Raw genomic sequence first — 25,941 nt, 5'->3', positions numbered from 1 at the left:
CCCACATGTCTAGCCAAGGTTCGCAGGGGCTCCGGGCCACATGTGCCCCGGGGTGCGGAGCGTGAAGCCGCCGTGCTCGCCGTCCATCGCGGCGCGTCGGTCGTCCGGGAAGGCCGGGTCGTTGTTCACGTAGTCGTGGTGGTCGATGATCTCGCCCTTGCCGGAATCACCCTTGGAAGCACAGCAGTTGACCCCGCTGTGTGCGTTGACCACGCGGGACGGATCCAGCGCCTTGACGTCCTCGGCGATCTTGCCGGTCTCGGTGCGGTCCCACTCGCCCCAGCCCTCGTTGAAGACGATCCAGCCGCTGATCGAGGGGTAGTTGTGGAACTGCTTCATCATCTCCTTCCCCTGGGTGAGGAAGGCGTTCTTGCCGGTCTCGTTGTCGATGTCGGCGTTGACGAAGTCCTGCCACACGAGCAGTCCGAGCCGGTCGGCGTGGTAGTACCAGCGCGGCGACTCGACCTTGATGTGCTTGCGTACGGCGTTGAAACCGAGGTCCTTCTGGGCCTTCAGGTCGAAGGTGAGGGCGGCGTCGCTGGGCTGGGTGTACAGCCCGTCGGGCCAGAAGCCCTGGTCGAGCATGGCGAGGGAGAAGAAGGGCTTCCCGTTGAGGACGAGCTTCTGGTAACCGCCCACCTTGTCGATCTTCAGCTGGCGCATCCCGAAGTAGCTCTCGACGCCGTCCCTGGAGCGGCCGTCCGCGAGGGAGACGTCGAGGTCGTACAGGTAGGGGTCGTCCGGCGACCAGAGGCGCTGGTTCTTGAGCTTGAGGCTGAGCTCGCGGTTGGCCGGGCCGGTGACCGTACCGACGACCTTGCCCTTGCGGTCGCGGGCGACGGCGGTGATCCGGGCGTCGGCGGAGGCCTGGGCGGAGTTGACGGTGACCGCGAGGCGGCCGGTTTCGATGTCCGGCGTGGTGGTCAGCGAGTCGATGGCGGCCGGGGCGACCGGCTCCATCCACACGGTCTGCCAGATGCCGGAGGTCGGGGTGTAGACGATGCCGCCGGGGTTGGTGGACTGCTTGCCCTTGGGCTGGTTCGGGCCGGTCTCGTCGGTGACGGCGACCACGATCTCCTGGGGGCCGCTGCCCAGAAGCGCGTCGGTGATGTCGGCGGTGAACCCGGTGTAGCCGCCGGTGTGTTCGGCGACCTTAGTGCCGTTCACCCAGACGGTGGACCGGTAGTCGACGGCGTCGAAGTTGAGCTTCAACCGCTTGCCCTCGCCGGACGCGCCGTTGCCTCCGTTGCCTCCCTTGCCGCCCTTGCCGATCGACCAGTTCTTCGGCACGGTGACGAGCTTGCGGTAGAACATGTGGTCCTCGTCGCGCTCCAGGCCGGAGAGCTGGGACTCGACCGGGAACGGCACGATGATCTTCTCGTCGAGCTTCTTGCCGAAGACCGGCTGCTCGCCCTCGGCGGCCCCGGCGAACTCCCAGGGTCCGTTGAGGTTCTTCCACTGGTCGCGGACCTGCTGCGGCCGGGGGTATTCGGGCAGCGGGTGGTTCTCGTCCAGCTTGTCGCCCCAGGTGGTGGTGAGGCGGTGCGTGGAGAGGTTCTTGGCGGTGCGGCCGATCTCCGGGACGGTCCCGGTCCCCGACTTCAGCCCGCCCCGACCGTCGTAGACGACCTTGACCCGCTGGCCCTTCTGGACCGGCGCGGCGAGGTCGATGATCAGTGCCCTCGGGTCGTTCGAGGCCCGGTTCACCGACTTCACCGGCATCGGGGAGGTGTCGACCTCGATCTTGAGGTGCTCCTTCACCTTCCGGTAGTCCGAGACCCGGTCCCTGAAGGTGGCCTGGAGGCGCTTGCCGTTCTCCGCGACGCTCAGAGCGACCGGATAGACCTCGAAGTCGGCGGGCGGAGTGAACGCCGACTCGGGCACGATCTGCTTCTCCAGGGTGTCGCTCCCCCAGCGCAGGAACATGCTGGCGCCACCGACGTCCTGGAACATCTCCAGCTTGAAGTCGTGCTTCTCCCCGGCCTTCAGGGTGATCGGGGCGCTGTGCTGCTCCTTGTCCCAGTCGGGCTCCCAGTGGTCGATGACAACGTTTCCGTCGAGGAAGAGCCGGAAGCCGTTGTCGCCGATGGCGGAGAAGGTGTACTCCCCGGTCTCGGGGGCTTCCAACTGCCCCGTCCAACGGGCCGTCGTGTGCTCGGACTTGCCCGTTGCCGATTCGAACGCGCCGGTGAGACCGGGGAAGTCGATCTCGGGGTCCAGGGAGGTGGCGCCGAGTTCGGCGAAGTCACGGGCCCCCGGGGCGGACATGCTGAAGTACTCGCCCTTCAGCCCGTGGACATCGGTGACCGGGTCGTCCGCCGTGAAGGCCTTCGCCGTGGCCTCGGCGGGAGCGGTGGCTCCGGCGGGTGCGGCAGGCGCGGCGGCCGCGGTCGGGACCAGGGTGGCACCGACCGGTATGAGCAGCGCCGCAGCGCAGGTCAGAACCCTGAACAGGGTGCGGGAGCGCGGGTGTTGTCGTCTCAAGGCGTCATCCTCGTCGAAGAGCCGGGGTGCCTCGAACCAGCGAGGCACTGCACATAGTCGAACATTGAGCCACAACACCAAACACTGCACAACGGTCGTGCACACAGAATTTTCAACGATAGAAATCTGGTCGCCGTCGGTCGGCCACGGCGCCCCCACGCGTCGGCCGGGGTCGCCGATCCACCGAGCGCACCCCGGCAGGGCCCCTGCCGCGCGACGGCTCGTCGCGCGCATTCCGCGCGCTTCGCGTGCTTCGTCCAGGCCGTTTTCCATGGAACGCCGTTTCGGGGGTACCCGGATTTCAGCCAGGAAGCTCACGCGACGGGGTGGAAACCATGGACGACCGCATTCTGATGACGCTATCTCCGGACGGCGAGACCCGTACCGACTTCGTCTGCCGGCCGGAGAAGGCCGCCGACGCGCGGGACGCGGTCAGTACCTTCGTCGCCCGGCTGCACCCCGCGCCGGCCTCGCACACGGTGCAGAACCTCCTGATCCTCGTGTCGGAGCTGGTCACCAACGCCGTCCTGCACGCGGGGGCCGTAACCGCGCTGTGGCTGACCGCGGACCGCAGGGGCGTCCATGTCCGGGTCACCGACCCGAGTCCGGCGCACCCGCAGGACCGGACGCCCGATCTGACCGGCCTGAGCGGCGGTTTCGGCTGGCCGATGATCCAGCGACTGGCCCAGGAGGTACGGGTGCGCGAGGCGGCGGGAGGCGGGAAGGTCATCCTCGCCACCGTGCCGCGCTGAACGACCCACTCCAGCTCCGAAGCCCCGGCGGCAGCGGCTCCCCCTGCCCTGGCGACAGCAGCCCCGATGCCCCGGCGCGGCAAGCCCGATTCCCTGCGGTGGGCGCCGATCGTTACGTATCGATAGAATTCAGGCATGGGAGAGCGGCCTGTGACGCCGACTGCGCCCGAACTCGTTCTGGAGACCGATCTGGGCTCCACGGTGATGAGTCCGAGCCGGGACTACCACGTCGGGCGCGACCCCGAGAGCGATGTGGTCATCGACGACATCCGGGTCTCCTGGCACCACGCGATCCTGCATCCCGAGGCCGGTCACTGGACGATCGAGGACGAGGACAGCACCAACGGCACGTACACCGGCGGTCGGCGCATCCGCGCCACGGACGTCGGCGCGGGCAGCGAGATCCGCTTCGGCAATCCGAGCGACGGGCCGCGCGCCGTCCTCCTGGGCCGTGAACCTCCCGCACCCGCCGCCGCTCCTTCCCTCTCCTCCTCCGCTGACCGGCCGTCGGCCGTGTCGATGCCCGCGGCGACCGGCACGTTCCGACAGCCGACGACGGTGCGGCCGCTGCCCGCGAAGACCGTGCGGATCGGCCGCGACGCCGGCAACGACCTCGTCATCGACGACCTGGTGGTCTCCCGCCACCACGCCGAACTGCGGGCGGCGGCCGAAGGCGCCTACGAGATCGTCGACCTCGGCAGCCACAACGGGACCTTCCTCAACGGTCAGCCGGTCACCCGCGGGCCCGTCGGCCCCGGTGACATCGTCGGCATCGGCCACTCGGCGTTCTGCCTGGTCGGCGACGCCCTCCAGGAGTTCGTGGACACCGGTGAGGTCTCGCTGGACGTCCAGGATCTGGAGGTGACGGTCGGCCGGGAGGGCAAGGGCGGCAAGACCCTGCTGGACCGGGTCTCCTTCCCCGTCGGCGAGAAGTGCCTGCTCGGCGTGGTGGGACCCAGCGGTGCGGGGAAGTCCACGCTGCTCAACGCGCTCACCGGCCAGCGCCCGGCCGACAGCGGCACGGTGCTCTACGACGGCCGTGACCTCTACCGGGACTTCGCCGAGCTGCGCCAGCGCATCGGCCTCGTCCCGCAGGACGACATCCTGCACGCGCAGCTGACCGTGCGTAAGGCCCTCGGTTACGCCGCCGAGCTGCGCTTCCCGCAGGACACCGCGAAGGCCGAGCGGCAGGCGCGGGTCGCCGAGGTGATCCGGGAACTCGGCCTGGAGGAGCGCGCCGACCAGCCGATCCACTCGCTCTCCGGTGGCCAGCGCAAGCGGGTCAGCGTGGCCCTGGAGCTGCTGACCAAGCCTTCGCTGCTCTTCCTCGACGAGCCGACCTCGGGTCTCGACCCCGGTATGGACCGCTCGGTCATGCACATGCTGCGCGGACTGGCCGACGACGGCCGTACCGTCATCGTCGTCACGCACAGCGTGCTGAGTCTGGAGGTATGCGACCGGCTGCTCGTCCTCGCACCCGGTGGGCGCATCGCCTATTACGGTCCTCCTGAGGACGCCCTCGCCTTCTTCGGGTTCGAGGAGTGGCCGGAGGCGTTCGAGGCGTTCGAGAACGACCGCGACCGCGACTGGGCGGCGACGTACGCCGACTCGCCCTTCCACCGGCAGTACATCGTCAATGCCTCGGCGCAGCCGCAGCTGCCGCCCGCCGCGCCCGGAGCGCTGGTCGCCCCGCCGCCGAAGACCCGTAACTGGGGTGCGCAACTGCACACGCTGGTGCGCCGGTACGCCTCCGCGCTGAGCGCCGACCGGACCTTCCTGATCATCATGATCGCGCTGCCCTTCGTCATGGGGGCGATGGCCCGCGCCCTGGCGGGCAGTCGGCTCACCCAGGAGACGGCGATGAACGCCCTGCTGATCCTGTGCGTGGGCGGCGTGCTGACCGGAGCGGCCAACGCGGTGCGGGAATTGGTCAAGGAACGGGTGATCTACCAGCGGGAACGCGCCGTCGGACTGTCCAGATCCGCGTATCTGATGTCGAAGATCGTGGTCCTCGGGGCCATCACCGTCCTCCAGGCCGTGGCCCTGACCCTGGTGGGGCTCGTGGGCGTCGACCTCAACGCACCGGGCGGCGAGGGGGTGTTCCTGCCACCGCTGGTGGAGATCACGCTGGCCGTGGCCCTGTTGTCCTTCACCGCCATGATGCTCGGCCTCCTGGTCTCCGCGCTGGTGCGCAAGGAGGAGGTGACGATGCCGTTGCTGGTCCTCCTCGCCATCGTCCAGGTCGTCTTCTGCGGCGCACTGCTCAAGCTGAACGGGGTGCCCGGCGTGGAGCAGTTGTCGTGGCTGGTGCCGTCGCGGTGGGCGCTCGGGGCGATGGCCGGAACGATCGATCTGGCGCGGACCGTGCCGGGCGACCTGACCTCCGATCCGCTCTTCGGACACTCGGCGGGGGTCTGGATCCTCAACATGGGCATGATGGTCGTTCTCTCGCTCGTCTTCGGATACGTGGTCGCGAAACTGCTGAGGCGGCACGAGCCCGCGGTCATGCGGAAGTGAGGCGGTTCCATGGCGACCCCGGAATTCCGCCCCACGCACGTCGTCCCGCCGGACGGTCTGTCGGCGTGGGAGTCTCCTGACGTCGCCCGGCCCACCGACCCCCTGGACGCCCTGCTGCCGGTGCAGTTGCGCGACCGGCGCGGGGACTGGGCTTACGTCGCCTGCTCCAACGGCTGGTCCGCCTGGGTCGACGGACGACTCCTCGTCTCCGTGCCGCTGACGCCTCCGGCCGCCGGGCAGCCGCTCGCGCGCACCGCGGATCCACGACCGCTGCTGGCGAGGGCGGAGGAGTCGCTGACCCGGTACCGCCGCGCTGCCCAGGACCTGGCCGAGGGCCGCAGCGACGGGGAGGGCTTCCGGCAGCGGACGCGCGGGCTGCGGGTGGGGATGGTGGTGGACGGGGAGTCGGTGTGGCTCTACGACGCCGAGCACGAGCGGTGGGTCTTCTGCGACGGGACACGGCTGAGTACGTACGCGGCTCAGGCGAGCCCGGGAGCAGCGGGCCCGGCGTCCGGGGAGGCGGAGGCCCCGGGCCCGCCCCCGGCTCAGGCCCCGGCGTCGGCCCGCGCTCCGGAGCGCCCGCGGACGACGGCCGGTGAGAAGCCGGGGCCGGAGCCGACCCGCGTGGTCGCGCCGGAGGGCCCCCACCCCACCCGCGTCGTCGTCGGCAACGAGCCCGAGCCCACCCGCGTGGTCACCGCCGACGAGCCCGAGCCCGACCGAGTGATCCGCCCGGACGGCCCCGAGCCCACCCGCGTCGTGACCCCGGACGCACCCGAACCCACCCGGGCGATCACCGCCACCGGGCCCGACGAACCGCCCGGCGGCGGGGCGTCGGGGAACGCGGGGCGGTGACGGCCGGTGACGCCGCCGCCTCCGTCGCACGACGCCGGGCTGCCCACCGGGCGCGAGGACGATCTCGTCGGCAAGCGGATCGCGAGCTACCTGGTGGAGGCCGAGATCGGCCGCGGCGGCATGGCGGTCGTCTACCGCGCCAAGGACCTGCGGCTGGACCGGATCGTCGCGCTGAAACTGCTCGCCCCGGAGCTGGCCCGCAACGACACCTTCCGGCAGCGGTTCACGCACGAGTCACGTGTGGCGGCCGCGATCGACCACCCGCACATCGTGCCGGTGTTCGAGGCGGGTGAGACAGAAGGGCTGCTCTACATCGCCATGCGTTTCGTCGCGGGCGCCGATCTGCGGGTCCTGATCGACCGGCGCGGGCCGCTGGACCTGACCGCCGCGGTCCGGATCGCCGCGCAGGTCGCCTCCGCGCTCGACGCGGCCCACGACCACGACCTGGTGCACCGGGACGTGAAGCCCGGCAACATCCTGGTGGCGGCGGGCACCGACAGCGACCATCCGGAGCACGTGTACCTCACGGACTTCGGGCTGACGAAGAAATCGCTGTCGCTGACCGGGTTCACCACGGTCGGCCAGTTCGTCGGCACCCTCGACTACGTGGCGCCGGAACAGATCTCCGGGCGGCCCGTGGACGGGCGGTGCGACGTGTACAGCCTCGCCTGCGTCGTCCAGGAGACCCTGACCGGTACGCCCCCCTTCCAGCGGGACGACGACATGGCGCTGCTGTGGGCCCACCAGTACGACCCGCCCGCCCCGCCCAGCGCGCTGCGACCCGGTCTTCCCGAAGCCGTCGACGGCGTACTGGCGAAGGCGCTCGCGAAGTCCCCGGAGGACCGTTACGAGACCTGTTTGCGGTTCGTCGCCGCGCTGCGGGCCGCGGCGGCGGGCCTCCGGCCCGGCGAGCACGCGCGGACCCGGGTGGACGCGCCGGCCGGATCCTGGTCGGCCGCGCCCGAACCGCCGCCCGCGCCGCCGCGCTGGGCCGAACCGGTGTTCCCGGGCCCCGGCCGGGTCTGAGGAGCGGCATCGGCTCAGGCGCCGGGCCCCGCGTCGGGGACCTCGCCGCGCCGGTGCACCCGGGAGGCGGCGAGGCCGCCGACCAAGCCGGTGACCAGGCCCCACACCACCGCGAACCCGAGCGCCGTCCACAGCTTCGGGCTCAGCGACACCTCCCCGCCGAGTCCGCCGCCCAGGTCCCCGAGGCCCAGCAGGGACAGCCCGTAGTGAGCGGAGATCCGGGCGGTGAGGCAGATGAGCAGCACGGTCAGGGTGAGCGCCACCGCCATATGGACCGCGTGCTGCCACAGCCGGGTGCCGGCGGGCGACCGGGCCGCCATGAGGAAGGCGGCGGCGAGCACCAGCGCGGCGACGACGACCACGAGCCAGCGCACGCGCCCGTCCTGTTCGGCGAGGGTGCTCAGGTTCAGGGTGGAGAGGTCGGGGGTGCGCAGGACGGAGTCGAGCACCTGGGGCACGGGCAGCCCGAAGGGGCCGTCCACCTTGCCCTCCCAGGACGCGCCGAGCCCGATGGTGAGCGCGAGCCAGACCAGGTTGGGCAGCCCGAGGAGGAGCACCGCGGCGGTCTCGGCGGGGTGCCCGCGCGTGATCATCACGACGATTCCGGCGACGACGCCGAGCGCGACGGACCCGAGGAGCAGCGCCACCATGGCGTACGCCGCCGGGCGCACCGCCTCCTGGAAGCGCAGCAGCCGGGCCGGGAGCGGGGCGCGGCGCGAGACGAGCAGGGCCAGCACGAGGACACCGGCCGGCCACAGCAGCCCGAAGACCAGGGTGAGGGGGATCTCCGCCCGGAATCCGACCTTCGGGTCCTCGCCGAGGAGGTCCCCGGCCCCGCTGCCCGTGAGGTCCTCGGCCGAGAGGGTGAAGGTGTGCCGGGCGATCAGCGCGAGGACGATCAGCGCGAGGATCCACAGAGCGGCGACGCGGCCCGCCCAGCCGGCCAGTTCGCGGCCTCCGGCGACGGCCCGGTGGTGGAGCGGGCGGAGGAATCCCCGGGCGACCAGAAGCGCGCCCACCAGGGTCACCGAGAGCGGCAGGACCGAAAGGTCGGCCTGCGTCCCCACCAGGGAACCGGCGTCCCCGGAGAGCCCCACGGAGCCGCCCGCCGCCATCAGCACCACCGCGGCGACGACGGCCGGGAAGGCGCCACCGGGCAGCCCGGCGGCTCCGGCGGCCCACAGGCCCAGGGCGGCGGTCACCACCATGGCCAGCACGCCGGTGAGGACCGCCAGGAGCGCGTCGCGCCAGCCGTGGGGGGAGCGTGAGCTGTTCTCGTCGTTACTCACCCGGACGTTCACGCCCTCACGCTAGGCAGGGACCGAACGCTCCGCTCCCCGGAGAACCGGTCCCCGGAGAACCGACCCGGAGAATCCGCTACCCGGAGAACCGGTCCCTCCCTCCGCTTGCGGGAGCCACTGGGACGGGACAGACAATGATGCGAAATGCCCTGGATTGCCCACTGGTGTGCCCGGTACGGAAACGGGACCGGGCTGGGACGGTCCGGGCGGGTACCGACATCGGGGAGCAGAGCCCGTGAGTGTCCGACCGCCGCCATCCGGCCGCCCCACAGGACCGCCGTCCGGCCCGCTCTCGGGCCCCTCGGACGCCGGCCCCACACCGCCCCCTCCCACCGTGTCCGGCCCGCCGCCCAGCGGCGGCGATCACGACGGACCTCCCGGATCGGGAGGTCCGGGCGGCTCGGGAGGTTCGGGCGGCGGCGATGCGGGCGGCTCCGGGGGTTCCGGCGGCCCCGGCGACCCGGGCAGCGGCTCGGGCGCCGCACCCGGCCCCGGGCCGGACCGCCCCTGGTGGCGATCGGTGCCCCGGATCGCGGCGATCGTGACGGCCGTGGTCGCCGCGGTGGTGCTGGTCGTCGTCCTGACCCGGCCCGACGACGGCGGGTCGAAGGCGGGCGGCGAGGTGTTCCTCCAGCCGGCGGGCGAATCCGGACCGGACCCGTTCACGGATTCCACGGCCCGCGAGAGCGAGCCCGAGCCCGGCACCGCCAGCCCGTCCGTCGCACCGAGCCCGTCGAGGACCGGAACGCAGGTGACGCGTGGCGTGGACGGCGCGGCCCCGGGTCTTTACGGGGGCACCCGCAAGGTCGCCAGCTGCGATGTGGAGCAGCAGATCAAGGTGTTGCGAGCGGCTCCGGACAAGAACCGGGCGTTCGCCTCGGCCCAGGACATCGAGCCGTCCGCCGTCCCCGGCTATCTGCGGGGGCTCACCCCCGTGACGCTGCGCATGGACACCCGCGTCACCAACCACGGCTACCAGGACGGCGAGGCCAACGCCTACCAGGCGGTGCTCCAGGCGGGTACGGCGGTCCTCGTCGACGACCGGGGCGTGCCCCGGGTGCGCTGCGCCTGCGGGAACCCGTTGCTTCCGCCCGTCGCCCAGGAGGACACTCCGAAGCAGACGGGGAAGGCCTGGCCCGGATACCGGGCGTCGGAGGTGGTCGTGGTGGACCCGTCGTCCAAGCCGGTGGACGAGTTCACGATGGTCGATCCGGACAGTGGCGACTGGTTCACACGTCCGGCGGGAGGCACCGGTGGCAAGGACAAGAAGACGGATCCGCCCGAGAACTGCCCGCCGGGGTCCGACGACGACCCGAACCGTTCCTGTCCCTCGACCCCGGGTGAAGTGACGCCCCCGGGTGACGACCCGCCCCCGCAAAAGCCCGACCCCACGCCTCCGAACGACCGCGAGCCGAACCCGGAGCAGGACACCGCGCCCGAGCCGGAGCCCGACACCGAGCCCGCGCCCCCGGACGACCCGCCCCAGCCCGAACCCGACACCGAGCCCGCACCGCCGGAGGAACCGCAGCAGCCTCAGGAGCAGCAGCCCGACACCCAGTCGGGACCCCTGCCCCGGAACCAGGAACAGCAGCAGGAGCAGTGGGCCGGCTCCCGGGCGACGGTGCCGCACACCGCCTGAGGATCTAACGCACGGCGTCCGGCCGGGGCTTCGTCGGCCTCTCCGGCTTCAAAATCCCCTGCGTGGCTCCGGCCCCCTTCGCCACCCCCGGCGCGGCCGACGCGGCGGCGGCGTGCAGCGAGCGCAGCGCCAGCAGCAGGAAGCCGATGTCGTCCAGGTAGACGGGGTCGGGCAGCAGGTCGACCGGTGAAACGGTGTAGACGACGGCCGCCCAGACCAGCGCCTTGCTGCGCAGCGGGATCCCGGCGTCGACCAGCAGCTTCCTGGCCTTGAGGACGCGCACGAGAAGCACGACGGCCGAGGCCAGCATGATCAGTGCGGCCACGGCGCCGAGAACGAGCCAAACAGTGGTGGTGTCCATGGCTCATCGTGTACCCATTCCTCCCCGTACGACGAACCCGTGGCGGTGGGATGACCGTTCGGGGCCGGGGAGTACCGCGGTGCGGGTCAGGCCGTGCCGCGGCCCCTGGCCTCCGCCCTCCTGCGGCCGCGGCGCTTCAGGGCGCGCCGCTCGTTCTCGGAGAGGCCGCCCCAGATGCCGGAGTCCTGCTTGTTCTCCAGGGCCCACTCCAGGCAGGCGGCCTGTACGGGGCAGGTCCGGCAGACGGCCTTGGCCTCCTCGGTCTGGACGACGGCGGGGCCCGTGCTCCCGATCGGGAAGAACAGGTCCGGGTCCTCCTCGCGGCAGGCGGCGTGCAGGCGCCAGTTCTCCATGCTGCTCAACTCCGCTCACTCCTGATGTCGATGCGTCGTACGTCGCTTGCCGTACGTGTCTTCCGTGCGGGTGACCGCCGATCGGCGCCTCAAACCCGTACCGGACGGGCCGTGCCGGAACGCCGCCGCGCGGAGCGGCTCTCAAGCGTGCGGGCGGGCCCGCGGGCGGTGCAGGGCGAGGAGCGCCTGATCGTCCTGGATCCGGCCGCCGGTGTGATGCCCCACGTCCTCGATCAGCAGGTGGAGGATCTGCGCGGGTGTGGCCGGGTCGCCGATCAGCGCGCGGTGGTGCACGAGGAGGGGCAGCCGGACGGACGCATCGTAGAAGACCCCGGACGCGTCGCGGGCCTCGGTGACACCGTCCGTGTAGCAGACGAGGGTGGCGCCGGGCGGGAACGGGAAGGTGTCGACCGGGCAGGACCAGGGCCCCAGGGCGCTCATGCCGAGCGGGGGCGCCTCCTCGGACGGGCCGAGGACGGTGGCCCGGCCCTCGGCGTCGAGCAGCACCGGCGGCGGATGCCCCCGGTTGACGACGCGTACGGCTTCGAGGTCTTCGGCGAACTCGGCGATGAGCGCGGTGGTGAACCCCTCGTCCTGCTCCTGGCCGCCACGCCGGCCGCCCTCGCGCAGGAGGGCCCGCTCCAGCGCGGCCACGAGACCGGGCAGGTCCTCCGCCTCGTCCGCCGCGTACCGGAAGGCCCCCAGGTCCGCGCAGACCGCACTGACCCCGCCCAGGCCCTTCCCGCGCACGTCCCCGACCATCACCCGCACCCCGTGCGGGGTGTCCTGGACGACGTAGAGGTCACCGCCGATCATGGCCTCGTTCTCGGCGGGCACGTACCGGGCGGCGATCCTGAGCTCGCCGAGGTGCGAAGGGGGCCTGGGCAGGACGGCGCTCTGGGCCACGGCGGCGATATGGCGCGCGCGGCGGGTCCGGGCGTCCCCGCCCTCCAGGGCGCGGTGGATGAGGACGGCCAGCACGGATACGGCCAGAAGGGTGAGCTGGTTGGCGACGCCCCGCTGCCAGCCGAACGTGCCGTCGTACCTCGCGAGGGCGGCGTGGACCGCCATCGCGAGGACGCCGATCGCGATGATCCCGCGCAGGGTCAGCAGCGGTGCCGCGGCGACGGGAGCCGCCATCAGCAGGGGCGCGGAGGTCACACCCGCAGGGGTCGCCAGATCCAGCACGACGGCCAGCACGACGACCCCCAACGGGATCCACTTGGCCCTGCGCAGCTGCACCACTCCCCCACGCTGTACGGCGTCGCGGCCCGCCGCATCCCGGGCGGCGGCCGGGCGTGCCGGGCCCGCGGATCACTCCGGCAGCGGGGTCCCGGGGCCGGGTGCGGCGGCGCACGCGGCGTCCAGCCGGATGCGGTGGGCCATCACGGCCTCGGGGTCGTCGATGACGTCGACCCGCACACCCGGGGTCTCCAGCACCGCCTGGTCCCCGATCTCGGGTGCGGGCACCCGGAGGATGTGCAGGGGCGGCACGCCGGTCAGGGGGTGCGGCGGGTGATCCATGGGCACCACCTGGACGGTGACGTGCTGCTCCCGCATCGCCTCGGCCAGCGCGGCCCGCTGCCCGTCCATGGTCTCCCGGTCGCCGACCCGCGTGTGGAGGGCCGCTGCCGGGAACAGGGCCCACAGCGCGGCACCGCGCTCGTACATGCGGCGGCGGCGCTCGCGCAGCAGCTCGACGCGGCGTTCCCGGCGGGCGGGGCTGTCCTCGGGGTACTGCGTACGGTGGAGCGCGGCGGCGTAGGCGGGGGTGCGCAGCAGTTCGGGCACCAGCGCCGGATGCCAGGTCCGCACGAGGCTCGCCGAGGACTCCACTCCGATGACGTCCTGCTGCCAGCCGTCCATCGCGTCCCGCCACCGGTGCCACCAGCCGGGCAGGTTCGCGGCTCCGAGCCCGGCCATGATGGGCTCGGCCACGGCGGGCGGAACGCCGTAGCAGCGCAGCAGTTCGCCGACCTGCCGGGCGTCGAGTCCGGTCTCGGCGCGTTCGATGCGCCGGACGGTGGCGGGGTGGACGTCCAGTGCGTCGGCAGCGGCCCGAAGGCTGATTCCCGCGCGTTCCCGCAGCATACGGAGGCGGACCGCGAGAACGCGGTGCTCCACGGTGGGACCTGAACGGGCTCGCATGCGCAGAACCTTCCTCATCGGGCCCCGGGGCGGAGCATGGCACTCTGTCGCTTGCAAAGTATGCGTTTTGCGTCGAGAGTGCATACATGTCGGAAATAGTCAGTTGCGCGGAGCGTGCTCCCGATGACGGAGGTGTCCGAGGTGCCGGAGGTGTCCGAGGCGCACACAGCTGGTGGGTTCCCCGATTGCCCGGGGGTGTCCCGGAGGCCCGGCACCGGGTCCAGGAGGCCATGCGGGCCTGGGGCGAACCGGCCGAACGGATCGAGGCGGCGGCTCTGATAGTGACCGAGCTGGTCACCAACGCCGTGCAGCACACCAGCACACGGAGGATCCGCTGTCGGCTCCTGCGCTCCGCGGACGGCGTGCGCATCTGCGTGTGGAATCGCGGCCGGGCCCGGATTCCGGCGCCGGCCTCCCCTGGCGACTCGGCAGGCCTGCCCGCCGCCGGAGCGCCGGCGACGAGCGGCCACGCGGACGACGACATGCTCGACAGCCTGACGGAGGACGGCAGGGGTCTTCTGCTCGTCGACGCCCTGGCGGACCGCTGGGGCACACGCGCCGCACTGGCGGGCCGCCTGGTCTGGGCCGACGTCTGAGTCTCACCGCGACACACCTGCGGTGAATCCGCAGCACACCCGCGACGCCTCCGCGGCGTTCCCGCGACGCCTCCGCGACCGACCGGGCCGCCCTCCGGCGTTTCCTCCGGCCGCTCTTTCCCGATGCCCCGGTCCTCGTGCGATCAGGCCGGAGCGGTACGGCACTGCGGGTGGCCCCAGCCGTTCGGGTTCTTCGCGATCGGCTCCTTGGCCGCGTACGGCTTTCCGCAGTGGCACCGGCCCGCGAAGCGCGCCGAGATCGTGCCGGTGGACCGCCCGCCCCCGGACGCGCCCGCCGCGCTCCGCCCCTTCGCGCCTCCCGACGCCCCGGTCGACTCCGACCGCCCCTTCGTGGACCGCGCGGGCGCGGGTACCGGCAGAGCCGTGGCGCCGTGCGCCGTGCCGGCCGGGCACTGGGCCACGGCCGCCTCGCTGGCCGCCTGGTCGGCGATCGCGTTGAGCGGGTCGCCGTTCACCTGGTGCGCGGGCACATAGCGGAACGTCACCGAGCGCTCGGCGAGCAGGGCGTCGATGCGGGTGACCAGCTCGCGGTTGGCGACGGGCTTGCCGCCGGAGGTCTTCCAGCCGTTGCGCTTCCAGCCCGGCAGCCACTTGGTCACGGCATTCATGGCGTACTGCGAGTCCATCCGCACCTCGAGGCGCACCGCCGGACCGGTGGACTCCAGCAGCTCCGCCAGCGCGGTGAGCTCGGCGACGTTGTTCGTCGCGGTGCCGAGCGGACCGGCCTCCCAGCGCACGGGGCTCCCCTGCGCGTCGGCGACGACCCACGCCCAGGCGGCCGGACCCGGATTTCCCTTCGACGCCCCGTCACACGCGGCGATGATGCACTCGTTCATCCCTTGATCATGCCAGCCCCTCATGACCGTTCCGACCGGCCGAACGATCGCTACCGGGGCGCACCGCGGCACCCCGCCCCACCGCGCTTGACCTCAAGCGAACTTGAGGTCATAGCATTCCGAACGAATCCAGGGCCGCACGGCCCGCAGGAGCCACAGGCCGTCGGGGGACCCGGGGGCCATCAGAATTCGGAGCGCCCCATGGACATGGAAGTCACGGCGTGGCATTCGATGCACAGTGCGATGAACGCCCAGCAGAACCATCGACCCTTCTCCCGGAGGGCCTTACGCCGCATCATGGTCTTCGCCCGCCCCCACCGTCGGCGGATCTACCGTTTCCTGCTGCTGAGCGTCCTGACCGCGCTGCTCGCGGTGGCCACCCCGCTGCTGGCCGGCAAGGTCGTCGACGCGATCGTGAACGGCGCGGACACCGGGACGGTCACCCGGCTCGCCCTGCTCATCGCGCTGATCGCCCTCGTCGAGGCCGGGCTCGGCCTGCTCACCCGCTGGCTGTCGGCGACGCTGGGCGAGAGTCTGATCCTGGACCTGCGCACCGCCGTCTTCGACCATGTGCAGAAGATGCCGGTGGCCTTCTTCACGCGGACCCGGACCGGCGCCCTGGTCAGCCGGCTCAACAACGATGTGATCGGCGCGCAGCGGGCCTTCAGCGATACGCTCTCCGGCGTCGTCTCCAACGTCGTCACCCTGCTGCTGACGCTCGCGGTGATGCTCACGATCTCCTGGCAGATCACGCTGCTCTCGCTGGTGCTGCTCCCGGTGTTCGTCGTGCCGGCCCGCCGGATGGGGGCCCGGATGGCGGGACTCCAGCGGGAGGAGGCCGACCACAACGCCGCGATGGGCACCCAGATGACCGAGCGGTTCTCCGCCCCCGGCGCCACGCTGGTCAAGCTCTTCGGGCGCCCCTCCGACGAGTCGGCCGAATTCGCCGCCCGCGCCGCCCGGGTGCGTGACATCGGCATCCGTACGGCCATGGTCCAGTCGGCGTTCATCACCGCCCTCACCCTGGTCTCCGCCCTGGCACTGGCCCTGGTCTACGGGCTCGGCGGCTACTACGCCCTGCGCGGCAGCCTGGAGCCGGGGGCCGTCGTGGCACTGGCTCTGCTGCTGACCCGGCTGTACGCGCCGCTCACCGCGCTGGCCGGGGCCCGGGTCGAGGTGATGAGCGCGCTCGTCAGCTTCGAGCGGGTCTACGAGATCCTGGACCTGAAGCCGCTGATCGAGGAGAAGCCGGGCGCCCGACCGGTGCCGGAGGGCCCGGTCTCCGTGGAGTTCGACAAGGTGTCCTTCGGCTACCCCTCCGCCGAGAAGGTCTCCCTCGCCTCGCTGGAGGAGGTCGCCACGCTCGACGACCGGGGCGGCACGACGGTTCTGCACGACGTCTCCTTCCGTGCCGAACCGGGCCAGATGATCGCCCTGGTGGGCTCCTCCGGGGCGGGCAAGTCGACGATCGCTCAGCTGCTGCCCCGGCTGTACGACACGGACGCCGGTTCCGTCCGGCTGAACGGTGTCGACGTACGCGATCTGAGCGCGGACTCGATCCGGGACACGCTCGGCATGGTCACCCAGGACGGACACCTCTTCCACGAGTCGGTGCGGGCCAACCTGCTGCTCGCCCGGCCCGACGCCTCCGAGGACGATGTCTGGGACGCCCTGCGCCGCTCCCGGCTGGACGGTCTGATCGCCTCGCTGCCGGACGGGCTCGACACGGTGGTGGGCGAGCGCGGCTACCGGCTCTCCGGCGGGGAGCGCCAGCGCCTCACCATCGCCCGGCTGCTGCTGGCCCGTCAGCGGGTCGTGATCCTCGACGAGGCGACGGCGCACCTCGACTCCACCTCGGAGGCCGCCGTCCAGGAGGCGCTGGCCGAAGCGCTGACGGGCCGGACCGCCCTGGTGATCGCGCATCGGCTCTCGACCGTGCGGGCCGCCGACCGGATCCTGGTCGTGGAGGCGGGCCGGGTCGTCGAGAACGGCACGCACACCGAACTGCTCGCGGCCGGCGGGAGGTACGAGGAGCTGTACCGCACCCAGTTCGAACGGCCGTCGTCCGACGAAAAGAGGCCGGTCCAGCCGGTCCGCTGACCCGGCGCCCGTCGCCACGCCGTCCGGCCGGACCTCATCGGCCGGGCGGCGTCAGCACGTGCCCGTGCCGACGGGGGAGGCCGCCCGGTCGGCGGTCCGCAGCCGGCGCAGCGCGTGGCCGCCGCACCGGCGCCACTCCTTGGGCGAAACCCGCGGACGGTGCGCGCCGTTGGTGACGAGCGCGTTCACCGAGGTCATCGGATCCGCCGCCATGGTCTTGGCCAGGAGCACGCCGACCACCAACGGGAGCAGCGTGACGGCCAGGGCGGAGCCGGCGGTGGTGACGTGCTGGATGCGGGGGCGGCGCGGCGCTTCGGAGGTCATGCGCCCATCGAACAGCGGACCGGGAACCGGAACATCGGGGAACGTACTCAGCGGTGCGGGACCGGCATACTCAGGCGCACGCCGGGGGACGCTCCCAGCGGCCGGGAACGCGGTTCCCGGCCGGGCCGCCGCACCACGGAAGGATCGCCTCGATGGGTGACAGCCAGGGACTCGGTGACAGCGGGCAGCCCCGCGGCGGCCAGGGGCTTCCGGACGCGGACGGCGAGCGCGGGCGTCCGGCCGCGGCGGTGTTCGACGCGCTGGGAGCGGAGTACGAACAGGCCTTCGCCGGTTCGGCCGCCCATCGCGAGTCGCTGGGGCGGCTGCTGGCGGACCTGGCCCCGGGGAGCCGGGTGCTGGACGTGGGCAGCGGGACGGGCCGGCCCACGGCGCGGACCCTGGCGGACGCGGGGCACCGGGTGCTCGGCGTCGATGTGTCGCCGGTGATGACCGCGCTGGCGGCCCGGCAGGTGCCGGAGGCGGAGTTCCGGTGTGCGGACGTCCGCGATCTCTCCCTGCCCGAGGGCGGGTTCGACGCGGTCTGCGTGTACTTCTCGCTCCTGCAGATGGAGCGCGGGGAGCAGCGCGAACTGCTGGAGCGGCTCGCGCGGTCGCTGCGGCCCGGCGGACTGCTGGTCGCCGCGACGGTGCCGGTGGACGCCGCGGGCGTCGACGCGGTGTTCATGGGGCAGCCGGTCCGGGTCTCCAGCTTCGGCGCCGAGGAGTTCACCGCCCTGATCACGCGGGCGGGGGTCGCCGTGGAGTGGGAGCACAGCGCGCTGTTCACCCCGGACCACCCGGCCGGCGCACCCGAACCGCACCTCTTCCTGCACGGCCGCCGCATCTGACGGCGCAGCCCTGCCTCGCGGTATCCCCACCCTTGGCTATCACAAAGAACAAGCCGAATGAATGACATGGGTGGCGCATTTGCGTTCCTTCACGAGAAGGTAATGCGATAGCAAAGTTCTGGTCGTTATGCTCGGCTGTAGTCGTATCCGCAAGGAGCGACCGGAGTGGGCTTCACCGCGACCGCCACCCGGCAAACCTCAAGGTGAGGCACCCTCACCATTCCGAACATTCATCCGGTTACAAACAGAGCATTCGTCAATATGACCCGACCACACCGCTCCCCGGCAGCGCCGGATGCAGGAGGCAGGCCACCATGCAGTCCCTCGTAGAACACGCCCGGACATTCACCGAGCACGTCGCCGCGAACGCAAAGCATTTCGAGCATCTCGCGGACGGCCAGACCCCCGAAGCACTCTTCGTCACGTGCTCGGACTCGCGCGTCGTCCCCTCACTGATCACCGGCGCCCGCCCGGGTCAGCTCTTCGAACTCCGCACCGCGGGCAACATCGTCCCGTCCTATCCGGCCCAGGACCGGCCCACGGGTGAGGCCGCGACCATCGAGTACGCCCTGAGCGCGCTCCAGGTGCGCGACATCATCGTGTGCGGGCACTCCCACTGCGGCGCCGTGGGTGCCGTGTTCCGCGGCGACGACCTCTCCGCCATGCCCGCCGTCCGCCACTGGCTGGAGCACTCCACGGACGGCAGGGACCCGGCGGCCGACCCCGACGACCTCCCTCTCGCGATCCAGGCCCACGCCCTCGCCCAGCTCAACACCCTGCGGGGCTACCCCGCGGTGCGCGAGCGGCTCGCCGAGGGCACCCTCGGCCTGCACGCCTGGTACTACGAAGTGCACACCGGCTCCGTCAGCGTTCACCGACCGGAGCGCGGGACCGAGTTCGCCCGCCTTTGACGGTTTTCCCTCCCCCCACGCTCGCGCGCTCGGCCCCGCGGCCGGGCGCGACCGTACCCACAAGGGAAACCCATCGTGATTTCCGCGAAGGAACTCAAGAACCCCCACGTCGTACGCCGTGACCTACTGGCGTCACTCGTCGTCTTCCTGGTCGCGCTCCCCCTGTGCGTCGGCGTCGCCGTCGCCTCCGGGGTGCCGGCCGAACTGGGCCTGGTCACCGGCATCGTCGGCGGGCTGGTCGTCGGCTTCCTGCCGGGCAGCAAGCTCCAGGTCAGTGGACCGGCCGCAGGGCTCACCGTGCTCGTCTACGAGGCGGTCAAGGAATTCGGCCTCGGCACGCTCGGCCCGATCGTGCTGGCCGCCGGACTGCTCCAGGTGGTGCTGGGCCTGGCGCGCTTCGGCCGCTGGTTCCGCGCCATCTCCGTCTCCGTGGTGCAGGGCATGCTCGGCGGTATCGGCCTGATCATCGTGCTGGGCCAGGTGTACGCCATGGCCGACACCGAACAACCGGGCAGCGGTCTGGCCAAGCTGGCCGGACTCCCCGGTCTCGCCGTCGAGATCATCACGAACCAGGAGGCACTCACCGCCTTCGGTCTCGGCGCCGCAACCGTCGCCGTGCTGCTGCTGTGGCCGAAGCTCCCGTCGAAGGTACGCCTCGTCCCGGCGCCCCTCGCCGCGGTCGCGCTGGCCACCGCCGTCGCCTCGCTGGCCGGGCTGCGGCCGGCGGTGGCCGACGTCAACGGGCTGCTGAACGCCATCGATCTGCCCGGCGGGGCGGAGTTCTCCCGGCTCGCCGATGTGGCGGTCATCGGTACCGTCCTGGCCTTCGCCCTCATCGCCTCGGCCGAGAGTCTGTTCAGTGCGGCGGCCGTCGACCGGATGCACGACGGGCCCCGCACCGACTACGACAAGGAGTTGGTGGCCCAGGGCGTCGGCAACACCATCTGCGGGGCGCTCGGCGCGCTGCCGATGACGGCGGTCATCGTCCGCAGCGCCACCAACGTCCAGGCCGGAGCGACCACCGCGCTCTCCCGGATCGCCCACGGCCTGTGGCTGCTGATCTTCGCCGCGCTGCTGCCCGCCGCCGTCGGAGTCATCCCGCTGGCCGCGCTGGCCGGAATCCTCGTCCATGCCGGGTGCAAGCTGGTGCCCGTCAAGGAGTTCGGCCCTCTGTGGCGCGAACACCGCGGGGAGGCCGTGCTGCTGGCGGTCACCGCGATCGCCATCGTCGTGACCAACCTCTTCGAGGGGGTCGTGCTCGGTCTGCTGCTGGCGGTGGTCAAGTCGGCCTGGGAGACCTCGCACGTCCAGCTCACCACCCGCCGGCTCACCGGCGGCCGGGTCGTGGTGACCCTCACCGGGAACGCCACCTTCCTGCGACTGCCCCGCATCCTGGAGCAGTTGGAGAAGCTCCCGCAGGACCAGCCGATAGAGCTGGACCTGACCGGCCTGCGCCACCTCGACCACGCCTGCCGGGTCGCCCTGGAGAACTGGGCGCGCCGGCACAACAACGCGGAGATCGAGCCGGTGACGATCCGCCGGTAGACGCGGGCCGGGGCAGCGACCCCGAGCAACGGCAGGTCGCCGGGTGCCTCACGTGAAGCACCCGGCGACCTTGGGGGCGTCCCGCCGTTACGGCTTGCGGGCGACGAGCCCCCACTGGTCGACCGACACCGCGTCCTCCTCGGGCCGCCAGCGGTCGATCGAGACGAACCCCGGCTCGACCAGCTCCAGACCCTTGGCGCAGTCGGTGATCTCCTCCGGCTTCCGGACGAGGTAGGGCGGGTTGTCGCCCGACGCGTACGCCTCCTGGGCGGCCAGCGTCTGAGGTGTCGTCACGGTGTCGCAGAGCACCAGGTAGCTTCCCGAGGGCATCCTGGCGAGGTACCGCTGGACGACCTCGATGCCCTCGGCCGGAACGAGGTGCCCCAGGGTCGAGAGCAGGAGGACGGCGACGGGTTCGGACAGGTCGAGCGTCTTGGCCGCCTCGTCCACGACCGCGTCCGTGTCGGACAGATCGGCGTCCACGTAGGCCGTGCGGCCCTCCGGGGCGCTGGTCAGGAGCGCCTCGGCGTGGGCCAGGACGATGGGGTCGTTGTCCACGTAGACGATCCGCGACTCGGGCGCGATGCTCTGCGCCACCTCGTGCGTGCTGTTCGCCACCGGAAGCCCGGTCCCGACGTCCAGGAACTGGCGTACCCCCGCCGAGGCCAGGTGGTGGATCGCGCGGATCTGGAAGGCCCGTGAGGCACGGGCGATGTCGACCATCTGCGGGTAGGCCGTGCTCACCACGTCGGCCAGCTCCCGGTCCACCGGGTAGTGGTCCTTGCCGCCCAGCCATGCGTTCCAGACGCGCGCGGAGTGGGGGATGTCGGACCGGATCCGGCGGCGGAAATCATCGTTGTCGACGCTCATGTCTCTCCTCTACTCACTGTCCGTACAGGGCTGTTGACCGCGTTGCCGCCGGTCAGGGCCCTGGTGGTGACCGTACCCCGGCGTCGGGCGGCACGCGGCGGTGACGGCGCACCCTTTTTACTGGCCGGTAGGCATCTATGCGACGCAGGACACACTCCTCTACGGTCGGGGCACTGCCCCGGCCCCTCCACGTCGGCGAGCCGCCGACGGGGTCCGGGCAAACCCCGTCTCCCGCCCCAGGAGGTCCCATGCCCCCCGCCGCCGCCCCTCGCTCCCGGCGCAGGCTCCCCGTCGCGGTGCTCGCGGCCGTCCTCGGGGCGGTCACCCTCGGCGCCCCCTCCCCCGCGTCGGCGTCGAACACCGCCGCCGACGCGGACTACCTCGTCGGGCGCGGCATCTCCGATGTCACGGGCGAGGCCGCCGAGACCGGGATGATGGGGTACTCCAGCTTCGACCAGAAGACGTCGGGCATCCACCAGCGGCAGAGGTCGCGCGCCTTCGTCGTCGTCGACCGGTCGAGCGGCAAGCGCGTGGTGTACGTCAACGCCGACCTAGCGATGATCTTCCAGTCCGTCCAGCAGGGGGTCATCGCCCGTCTGAAGGAGCGTTACGGAGACCTGTACGACGAGGAGAACGTCCTGCTGTCGGCCACCCACACCCACTCGGGGCCCGGCGGCTACTCCCACCACGTCGCCTACAACCTCTCCGTCCTCGGCTTCCAGAAGGAGACCTACCGGGCGGTCGTCGACGGCATAACGGGCTCCGTCGCGAAGGCCCACGAGGACCTGAAGCCCGGCACGATGAGCCTGGGCACGGGCACCCTCGCCAACGCCAGCGTCAACCGCTCCCGCGAGGCCTTCGACCGCAACCCGGCGGCCGACCGGGCGGCCTTCCCCGACGCGATCGACCCGGCGATGACCGTTCTCCGCTTCAAGCAGGGCGGCAAGGACGCGGGCGCGATCAGCTGGTTCGCCACCCACAACACCTCGATCACCAACAAGAACACGCTCATCAGCCCGGACAACAAGGGCTACGCCGCCTATGCCTGGGAGCACGACCACGAGGGCGTGCGCTACCTCGACGACACCCCCGGGTTCGTCGCGGCCTTCCCCAACACCAACGCCGGCGACATGTCGCCGAACCTCAACCTGAAGCCGGGATCCGGGCCCACCGAGGACGAGTTCGAGAACACCCGCGTCATCGGCGAGCGCCAGCTCGACAAGGCCCGCGAGATCTACGCCGACACACGACCCGTCTCCGGGGGCGTCGACTCCCGGCTCGCCTACGTCGACATGGAGAAGGTGACCGTACGCCCGGAGTACACCCCGGACGGCAAGGAGCACCGCACCTGCCCCGCCGTCGTGGGCGCGTCCACGCTCGCGGGCAGCGTCGAGGACGGTCCCGCGATCCCCGGCTTCGAGGAGGGCACGCGCACCCCGGTCGCGGGCATCATCGACGCGCTGCGCATCGACACCCCGTCCTGGCTCGCGACCTGCCAGTACCCCAAGGCGAGCCTGATCCCCACGGGCCTGCTGAGCAACGTCCACCCGGTCACCCCGAAGCGCCTCCCGCTCCAGATCATGAAGATCGGCGAGCTGCACCTGGTGGCCGCCCCGGGCGAGTTCACGATCACCTCCGGCCTCCGCGTACGCCGCACGGTGGCCGAGCGGCTGGGCGTCCCGCTGGACCGCGTCCTGCTCCAGGGGTACGCCAACGCCTACAGCCAGTACGTGACGACTCCGGAGGAGTACGACACCCAGAACTACGAGGGCGGCTCCACGTTGTACGGCCGCTACACCCTGCCCGCCTACCAGCAGGAGTACGCCCGGATCGCGGACTCACTGCGCGAGGGCACCACCCTGGAGCGGGGCGCGACGCCGCCGGACGAGTCGGGCCGGCAGTTCACCTTCCAGACGGGGGTCGTGTACGACAACCCGCCCGCCGGCAAGGCGTTCGGCGGCGTCCTGAAGTCCCCGGATGCCTCGTACGCGCGAGGCGCCACCGCGACCGTCGAGTTCGCCACCGGGCACCCGAAGAACAACGTCCGCCGGGGCTCCACCTTCCTCGAGGTGCAACGGCTGGAGAACGGCACGTGGCAGCGGGTGCTGGACGACGGCGACTGGGAGACCACCTACCGCTGGACGCGGCTGAACGGTCTGACCGGCTCCTCGAAGGCCACGATCACCTGGGACATCGCGCCGGACACGGCACCCGGCACGTACCGGATCGTGCACCACGGGGACGCCAGGAGCCTGCTCGGGAAGATCACACCGTTCACCGGAACGACCGGGACCTTCACCGTCGACTAGAGGGTGCGTGGGGTGGGCTGGAACCAGGCGGGGCCCTCGGTGAGGGCCTGCTTGATCCGGAACAGGGCGAACTCGCCGAGCGGCGGGAGCCCGTCCAGCGGGAACCAGCCCACCTCCAGCGACTCGTCGTCGTTGACCCGCGCCTCGCCGCCGGTCGCCCGGCAGCGGAAGGTGACGTCGAGGTACTGGCAGATGTCACCGTTGTCGTACCGCACGGGATCGAGCGCCTGCGTGAGCACCACCCGCTCGGCCACGCAGTGCACGCCGGTCTCCTCCAGCACCTCGCGCTCCGCCGTCGCCGCAGGCTCCTCCCCCGGCTCGGAGATCCCGCCGATGACCGCCCACTTCCCGGTGTCCGCGCGCCGACCGAGCAGCACGCGGCCCTCGTCGTCGAGGACGATGGCCGTCACGCCGGGCAGCAGGAGCAGCTGGTGCCCGGCGGTGGCACGGATGTCACGGATGAAGTCGGGAGTAGCCATGGATCCGAGCCTACGTGGCCGGATCAGGTGCTACTGCCCGGTCCCCCGGCTCCGGCGGGCCCGGAACGCCGAGACGCTCACCCAGCCCAGGCCCGCCAGGGCCAGCAGTGCGATGACGCCCTCGGGCAGCGGGCCCATCCGGGTCGCCGGGGTGAGCGAGGAGCGCAGCGGGACGTCGTCGACGAGGGCGTCGGGGGTGAACATCCCGCTCTTCTCGACGATCGTGCCGTCCGGGCGGATCACCGCGCTGACCCCGCTGGTGACGGGGACGACGACGGCCCGCCCGTGCTCGACGGCCCGCACCTGGGACATGGCCAGCTGCTGGTAGGTCATCTCGCTGCGGCCGAACGTCGCGTTGTTGCTGGGCACGGCGATCATCTGGCCGCCGTGGGTGACGGTGTCGCGTACGGCGTCGTCGAAGGCCGCCTCGTAACAGGTCACGAGCCCCACCTTCGTCCCCGCGAGGTCGAAGACGCCGACCTCGGTGCCGGGGACGAACTCGCGCTGCACCCGGTCGACGTCCTCGCTGAAGAAGCGGGCGACGGTGCGCATCGGCATGTACTCGCCGAACGGCTGGATGTGCCGCTTGTCGTAGGTGTCGACGGGGCCACGGTCGGGGTCCCATTCGATCAAGGTGTTGCGGAGGCTGTCGGGGCCCTTCTCGACTACCGAGCCGACGACCGTGGGAGCGCCGATCGCCTTGACGGCGTCGTCGATGACCTGGCGGGCATCCGCGTTGAGGTAGGGGTCGAGGTCGGAGGAGTTCTCCGGCCAGAGCACGAAGTCGGGCTGCTTCTCCTTGCCCGCCTTCACGTCCTCGGCCAGCTGCGCGGTGCGCCGGGCGTGGTTGTCGAGGACGGCGCGGCGCTGGGCGTTGAAGTCGAGGCCCAGGCGCGGCACGTTGCCCTGGATCGCGGCGACGGTGGCCGTGCCGTTCTCCGCCGAGTCGTCGACCAGGGGCAGCGCGGCGAGGGCCCCGGCGACCGGCACGAGGACGCTCACGGCGGCGCCGACGACGGCCGCACGCGGGACCTTCCCGGTCCTGCGGTACACGACGAGCTGTCGCACGGCCTCGTAGAGCCCGAAGCCGCACAGCACGACGGCGAAGGAGAGCAGCGGGGTGCCGCCGAGCGCGGCGAGCGGCAGGAAGACGCTCTCGGACTGGCCGAAGGCGATCTTGCCCCAGGGGAAGCCGTTGAACGGGATCCGGGCGCGGACCGCCTCGTCCAGCGTCCAGACCGCGGCCGCCCACACGGGCCAGTAGGCGAGCCGGGTCACCGCGGCGATGCCGAGGCACCCGACCGCGATGAAGAGCGCCTCCGCGGCGGCCAGGGCCAGCCACGGCACCGGGCCGACGTCCTCACCGGTCCAGCGCAGCAGCGGAAGCATGAAGCCGAGGCCCGACAGGAGACCGAGGCCGAAGGCGGCCCGGAGCCGGCGCCCGTGCAGCACCCATCCCAGCAGCGCGAATCCTGGCAGCACGAGCCACCACAGGGGTCGGGGCGGGAAGCTCGCGTAGAGCAGCAGCCCGGACAGCGCGGCGGCGCCCGGGCGGAGGAGCCGCGGCAGCAGTCCGGCGGCCGGGGAGGCTGGGGCGGGCGGCGGGTCGTCGACGGGAGTCATGGTGGCGCTCACCCGCCGGAGTCTACGGTGGGCGGCTGTGAGC

21 protein-coding genes and 1 pseudogene are annotated in these 25,941 nt (G+C 71.9%); 11 read left to right on the top strand and 11 right to left on the bottom strand.

Annotated elements, in window-relative coordinates:
* Positions 1-15: 15 nt before the first annotated feature.
* Positions 16-2,484: pseudogene (locus ACIRJT_RS33870) on the bottom strand (PA14 domain-containing protein); the annotation flags it as partial.
* Positions 2,485-2,819: 335 nt separating this feature from the next.
* Here ACIRJT_RS33870 and ACIRJT_RS33865 point away from each other — a divergent pair.
* From ACIRJT_RS33865 to ACIRJT_RS33850, 4 genes are all read left to right on the top strand, one after another.
* Positions 2,820-3,236, top strand: a complete 417-nt coding sequence (locus ACIRJT_RS33865; protein ID WP_403917002.1) for an ATP-binding protein — start codon at positions 2,820-2,822, stop codon at positions 3,234-3,236.
* Positions 3,237-3,371: 135 nt separating this feature from the next.
* Positions 3,372-5,753 (top strand): FHA domain-containing protein, encoded by a 2,382-nt coding sequence (locus ACIRJT_RS33860; RefSeq protein ID WP_403916999.1) that lies wholly within the window; start codon positions 3,372-3,374, stop codon positions 5,751-5,753.
* A gap of 9 nt (positions 5,754-5,762) precedes the next feature.
* Complete coding sequence (locus ACIRJT_RS33855; protein ID WP_403916996.1) at positions 5,763-6,608, top strand: hypothetical protein; 846 nt, start codon at positions 5,763-5,765, stop codon at positions 6,606-6,608.
* Positions 6,609-6,614: 6 nt separating this feature from the next.
* Complete coding sequence (locus ACIRJT_RS33850) at positions 6,615-7,634, top strand: serine/threonine-protein kinase (protein ID WP_403916994.1); 1,020 nt, start codon at positions 6,615-6,617, stop codon at positions 7,632-7,634.
* Between the two features lie 14 nt (positions 7,635-7,648).
* Here ACIRJT_RS33850 and ACIRJT_RS33845 read toward each other — a convergent pair whose 3' ends face one another.
* Positions 7,649-8,935, bottom strand: coding sequence for a streptophobe family protein (locus ACIRJT_RS33845; protein WP_403916992.1), 1,287 nt, complete (start codon positions 8,933-8,935; stop codon positions 7,649-7,651).
* 235 nt (positions 8,936-9,170) lie between these two features.
* Here ACIRJT_RS33845 and ACIRJT_RS33840 point away from each other — a divergent pair, with 235 nt between their 5' ends.
* The gene (locus ACIRJT_RS33840; RefSeq protein ID WP_403916990.1) at positions 9,171-10,574 is read left to right on the top strand and encodes a DUF6777 domain-containing protein; all 1,404 of its coding nucleotides are present in this window, start codon (positions 9,171-9,173) and stop codon (positions 10,572-10,574) included.
* A 4-nt stretch (positions 10,575-10,578) separates the two neighbouring features.
* On the opposite strand, the gene ACIRJT_RS33835 is transcribed toward ACIRJT_RS33840, so the two are convergent.
* The 4 genes from ACIRJT_RS33835 to ACIRJT_RS33820 all read right to left on the bottom strand — a co-directional run bounded on the left by ACIRJT_RS33835 (position 10,579) and on the right by ACIRJT_RS33820 (position 13,436).
* Entirely contained in the window at positions 10,579-10,935 is a 357-nt protein-coding gene (locus ACIRJT_RS33835; RefSeq protein WP_403916987.1) for a YkvA family protein, read from the bottom strand.
* Positions 10,936-11,021: 86 nt separating this feature from the next.
* Entirely contained in the window at positions 11,022-11,288 is a 267-nt protein-coding gene (locus ACIRJT_RS33830; RefSeq protein ID WP_403917255.1) for a WhiB family transcriptional regulator, read from the bottom strand.
* 141 nt (positions 11,289-11,429) lie between these two features.
* Positions 11,430-12,533, bottom strand: a complete 1,104-nt coding sequence (locus tag ACIRJT_RS33825) for a PP2C family protein-serine/threonine phosphatase (RefSeq protein WP_403916984.1) — start codon at positions 12,531-12,533, stop codon at positions 11,430-11,432.
* A gap of 69 nt (positions 12,534-12,602) precedes the next feature.
* On the bottom strand, positions 12,603-13,436 hold the full coding sequence (locus ACIRJT_RS33820; RefSeq protein WP_403916981.1) for a Scr1 family TA system antitoxin-like transcriptional regulator: 834 nt from the start codon (positions 13,434-13,436) through the stop codon (positions 12,603-12,605).
* Positions 13,437-13,621: 185 nt separating this feature from the next.
* Between ACIRJT_RS33820 and ACIRJT_RS33815 the strand changes: the two genes are divergently transcribed.
* Positions 13,622-14,032, top strand: a complete 411-nt coding sequence (locus tag ACIRJT_RS33815; RefSeq protein WP_403916978.1) for an ATP-binding protein — start codon at positions 13,622-13,624, stop codon at positions 14,030-14,032.
* A 143-nt stretch (positions 14,033-14,175) separates the two neighbouring features.
* Here the strand turns inward: ACIRJT_RS33815 and ACIRJT_RS33810 are convergent, their stop codons facing one another.
* Positions 14,176-14,889 (bottom strand): ribonuclease H, encoded by a 714-nt coding sequence (locus ACIRJT_RS33810; RefSeq protein WP_403916975.1) that lies wholly within the window; start codon positions 14,887-14,889, stop codon positions 14,176-14,178.
* Between the two features lie 201 nt (positions 14,890-15,090).
* Between ACIRJT_RS33810 and ACIRJT_RS33805 the strand changes: the two genes are divergently transcribed.
* Positions 15,091-16,989, top strand: coding sequence for an ABC transporter ATP-binding protein (locus ACIRJT_RS33805; protein WP_403916972.1), 1,899 nt, complete (start codon positions 15,091-15,093; stop codon positions 16,987-16,989).
* A gap of 51 nt (positions 16,990-17,040) precedes the next feature.
* Here ACIRJT_RS33805 and ACIRJT_RS33800 read toward each other — a convergent pair whose 3' ends face one another.
* Positions 17,041-17,313 (bottom strand): hypothetical protein, encoded by a 273-nt coding sequence (locus tag ACIRJT_RS33800; protein ID WP_403916969.1) that lies wholly within the window; start codon positions 17,311-17,313, stop codon positions 17,041-17,043.
* Positions 17,314-17,465: 152 nt separating this feature from the next.
* Here ACIRJT_RS33800 and ACIRJT_RS33795 point away from each other — a divergent pair, with 152 nt between their 5' ends.
* The 3 genes from ACIRJT_RS33795 to ACIRJT_RS33785 all read left to right on the top strand — a co-directional run bounded on the left by ACIRJT_RS33795 (position 17,466) and on the right by ACIRJT_RS33785 (position 20,617).
* Positions 17,466-18,161 (top strand): class I SAM-dependent methyltransferase, encoded by a 696-nt coding sequence (locus ACIRJT_RS33795; protein WP_403916967.1) that lies wholly within the window; start codon positions 17,466-17,468, stop codon positions 18,159-18,161.
* Positions 18,162-18,475: 314 nt separating this feature from the next.
* A complete protein-coding gene (locus tag ACIRJT_RS33790) occupies positions 18,476-19,072 on the top strand; it encodes a carbonic anhydrase (RefSeq protein WP_403916964.1) in 597 nt (198 codons plus the stop codon).
* 75 nt (positions 19,073-19,147) lie between these two features.
* Positions 19,148-20,617 carry a SulP family inorganic anion transporter gene (locus ACIRJT_RS33785; RefSeq protein WP_403916961.1) on the top strand — a complete coding sequence of 490 codons (1,470 nt, stop codon included), beginning with the start codon at positions 19,148-19,150 and terminating at the stop codon, positions 20,615-20,617.
* Between the two features lie 87 nt (positions 20,618-20,704).
* Here ACIRJT_RS33785 and ACIRJT_RS33780 read toward each other — a convergent pair whose 3' ends face one another.
* Positions 20,705-21,487 carry an SAM-dependent methyltransferase gene (locus ACIRJT_RS33780; protein WP_403916958.1) on the bottom strand — a complete coding sequence of 261 codons (783 nt, stop codon included), beginning with the start codon at positions 21,485-21,487 and terminating at the stop codon, positions 20,705-20,707.
* Between the two features lie 248 nt (positions 21,488-21,735).
* On the opposite strand from ACIRJT_RS33780, the gene ACIRJT_RS33775 reads away from it, so the two are divergent.
* On the top strand, positions 21,736-23,796 hold the full coding sequence (locus ACIRJT_RS33775; protein WP_403916956.1) for a neutral/alkaline ceramidase: 2,061 nt from the start codon (positions 21,736-21,738) through the stop codon (positions 23,794-23,796).
* Here ACIRJT_RS33775 and ACIRJT_RS33770 read toward each other — a convergent pair.
* The gene (locus ACIRJT_RS33770; RefSeq protein WP_403916953.1) at positions 23,793-24,275 is read right to left on the bottom strand and encodes an NUDIX hydrolase; all 483 of its coding nucleotides are present in this window, start codon (positions 24,273-24,275) and stop codon (positions 23,793-23,795) included. The two genes, ACIRJT_RS33775 and ACIRJT_RS33770, sit on opposite strands and share 4 nt — an antisense overlap.
* Before the next feature lie 30 nt (positions 24,276-24,305).
* Entirely contained in the window at positions 24,306-25,898 is a 1,593-nt protein-coding gene (lnt, locus tag ACIRJT_RS33765) for an apolipoprotein N-acyltransferase (protein ID WP_403917252.1), read from the bottom strand.
* Positions 25,899-25,941: the final 43 nt, after the last annotated feature.

It is taken from the genome of Streptomyces sp. NPDC102283, assembly GCF_044766265.1.
Lineage (GTDB): Bacteria > Actinomycetota > Actinomycetes > Streptomycetales > Streptomycetaceae > Streptomyces.
Note: the sequence above shows the minus strand (reverse complement) of the source record. Positions and strands in the feature narration are given on the sequence as shown.

What these genes read in the sequence shown, in the direction of transcription:
- ACIRJT_RS33865 (WP_403917002.1), top strand. Translation starts at nt 2,820, where the DNA reads ATGGACGACCGCATTCTGATGACGCTATCTCCGGACGGCGAGACCCGT.
- ACIRJT_RS33860 (WP_403916999.1), top strand. Translation starts at nt 3,372, where the DNA reads ATGGGAGAGCGGCCTGTGACGCCGACTGCGCCCGAACTCGTTCTGGAG.
- ACIRJT_RS33855 (WP_403916996.1), top strand. Translation starts at nt 5,763, where the DNA reads ATGGCGACCCCGGAATTCCGCCCCACGCACGTCGTCCCGCCGGACGGT.
- ACIRJT_RS33835 (WP_403916987.1), bottom strand. Translation starts at nt 10,935, where the DNA reads ATGGACACCACCACTGTTTGGCTCGTTCTCGGCGCCGTGGCCGCACTG.
- ACIRJT_RS33830 (WP_403917255.1), bottom strand. Translation starts at nt 11,288, where the DNA reads ATGGAGAACTGGCGCCTGCACGCCGCCTGCCGCGAGGAGGACCCGGAC.
- ACIRJT_RS33820 (WP_403916981.1), bottom strand. Translation starts at nt 13,436, where the DNA reads ATGCGAGCCCGTTCAGGTCCCACCGTGGAGCACCGCGTTCTCGCGGTC.
- ACIRJT_RS33810 (WP_403916975.1), bottom strand. Translation starts at nt 14,889, where the DNA reads ATGAACGAGTGCATCATCGCCGCGTGTGACGGGGCGTCGAAGGGAAAT.
- ACIRJT_RS33805 (WP_403916972.1), top strand. Translation starts at nt 15,091, where the DNA reads ATGGACATGGAAGTCACGGCGTGGCATTCGATGCACAGTGCGATGAAC.
- ACIRJT_RS33800 (WP_403916969.1), bottom strand. Translation starts at nt 17,313, where the DNA reads ATGACCTCCGAAGCGCCGCGCCGCCCCCGCATCCAGCACGTCACCACC.
- ACIRJT_RS33795 (WP_403916967.1), top strand. Translation starts at nt 17,466, where the DNA reads ATGGGTGACAGCCAGGGACTCGGTGACAGCGGGCAGCCCCGCGGCGGC.
- ACIRJT_RS33790 (WP_403916964.1), top strand. Translation starts at nt 18,476, where the DNA reads ATGCAGTCCCTCGTAGAACACGCCCGGACATTCACCGAGCACGTCGCC.
- ACIRJT_RS33780 (WP_403916958.1), bottom strand. Translation starts at nt 21,487, where the DNA reads ATGAGCGTCGACAACGATGATTTCCGCCGCCGGATCCGGTCCGACATC.
- ACIRJT_RS33775 (WP_403916956.1), top strand. Translation starts at nt 21,736, where the DNA reads ATGCCCCCCGCCGCCGCCCCTCGCTCCCGGCGCAGGCTCCCCGTCGCG.
- ACIRJT_RS33770 (WP_403916953.1), bottom strand. Translation starts at nt 24,275, where the DNA reads ATGGCTACTCCCGACTTCATCCGTGACATCCGTGCCACCGCCGGGCAC.
- lnt (WP_403917252.1), bottom strand. Translation starts at nt 25,898, where the DNA reads ATGACTCCCGTCGACGACCCGCCGCCCGCCCCAGCCTCCCCGGCCGCC.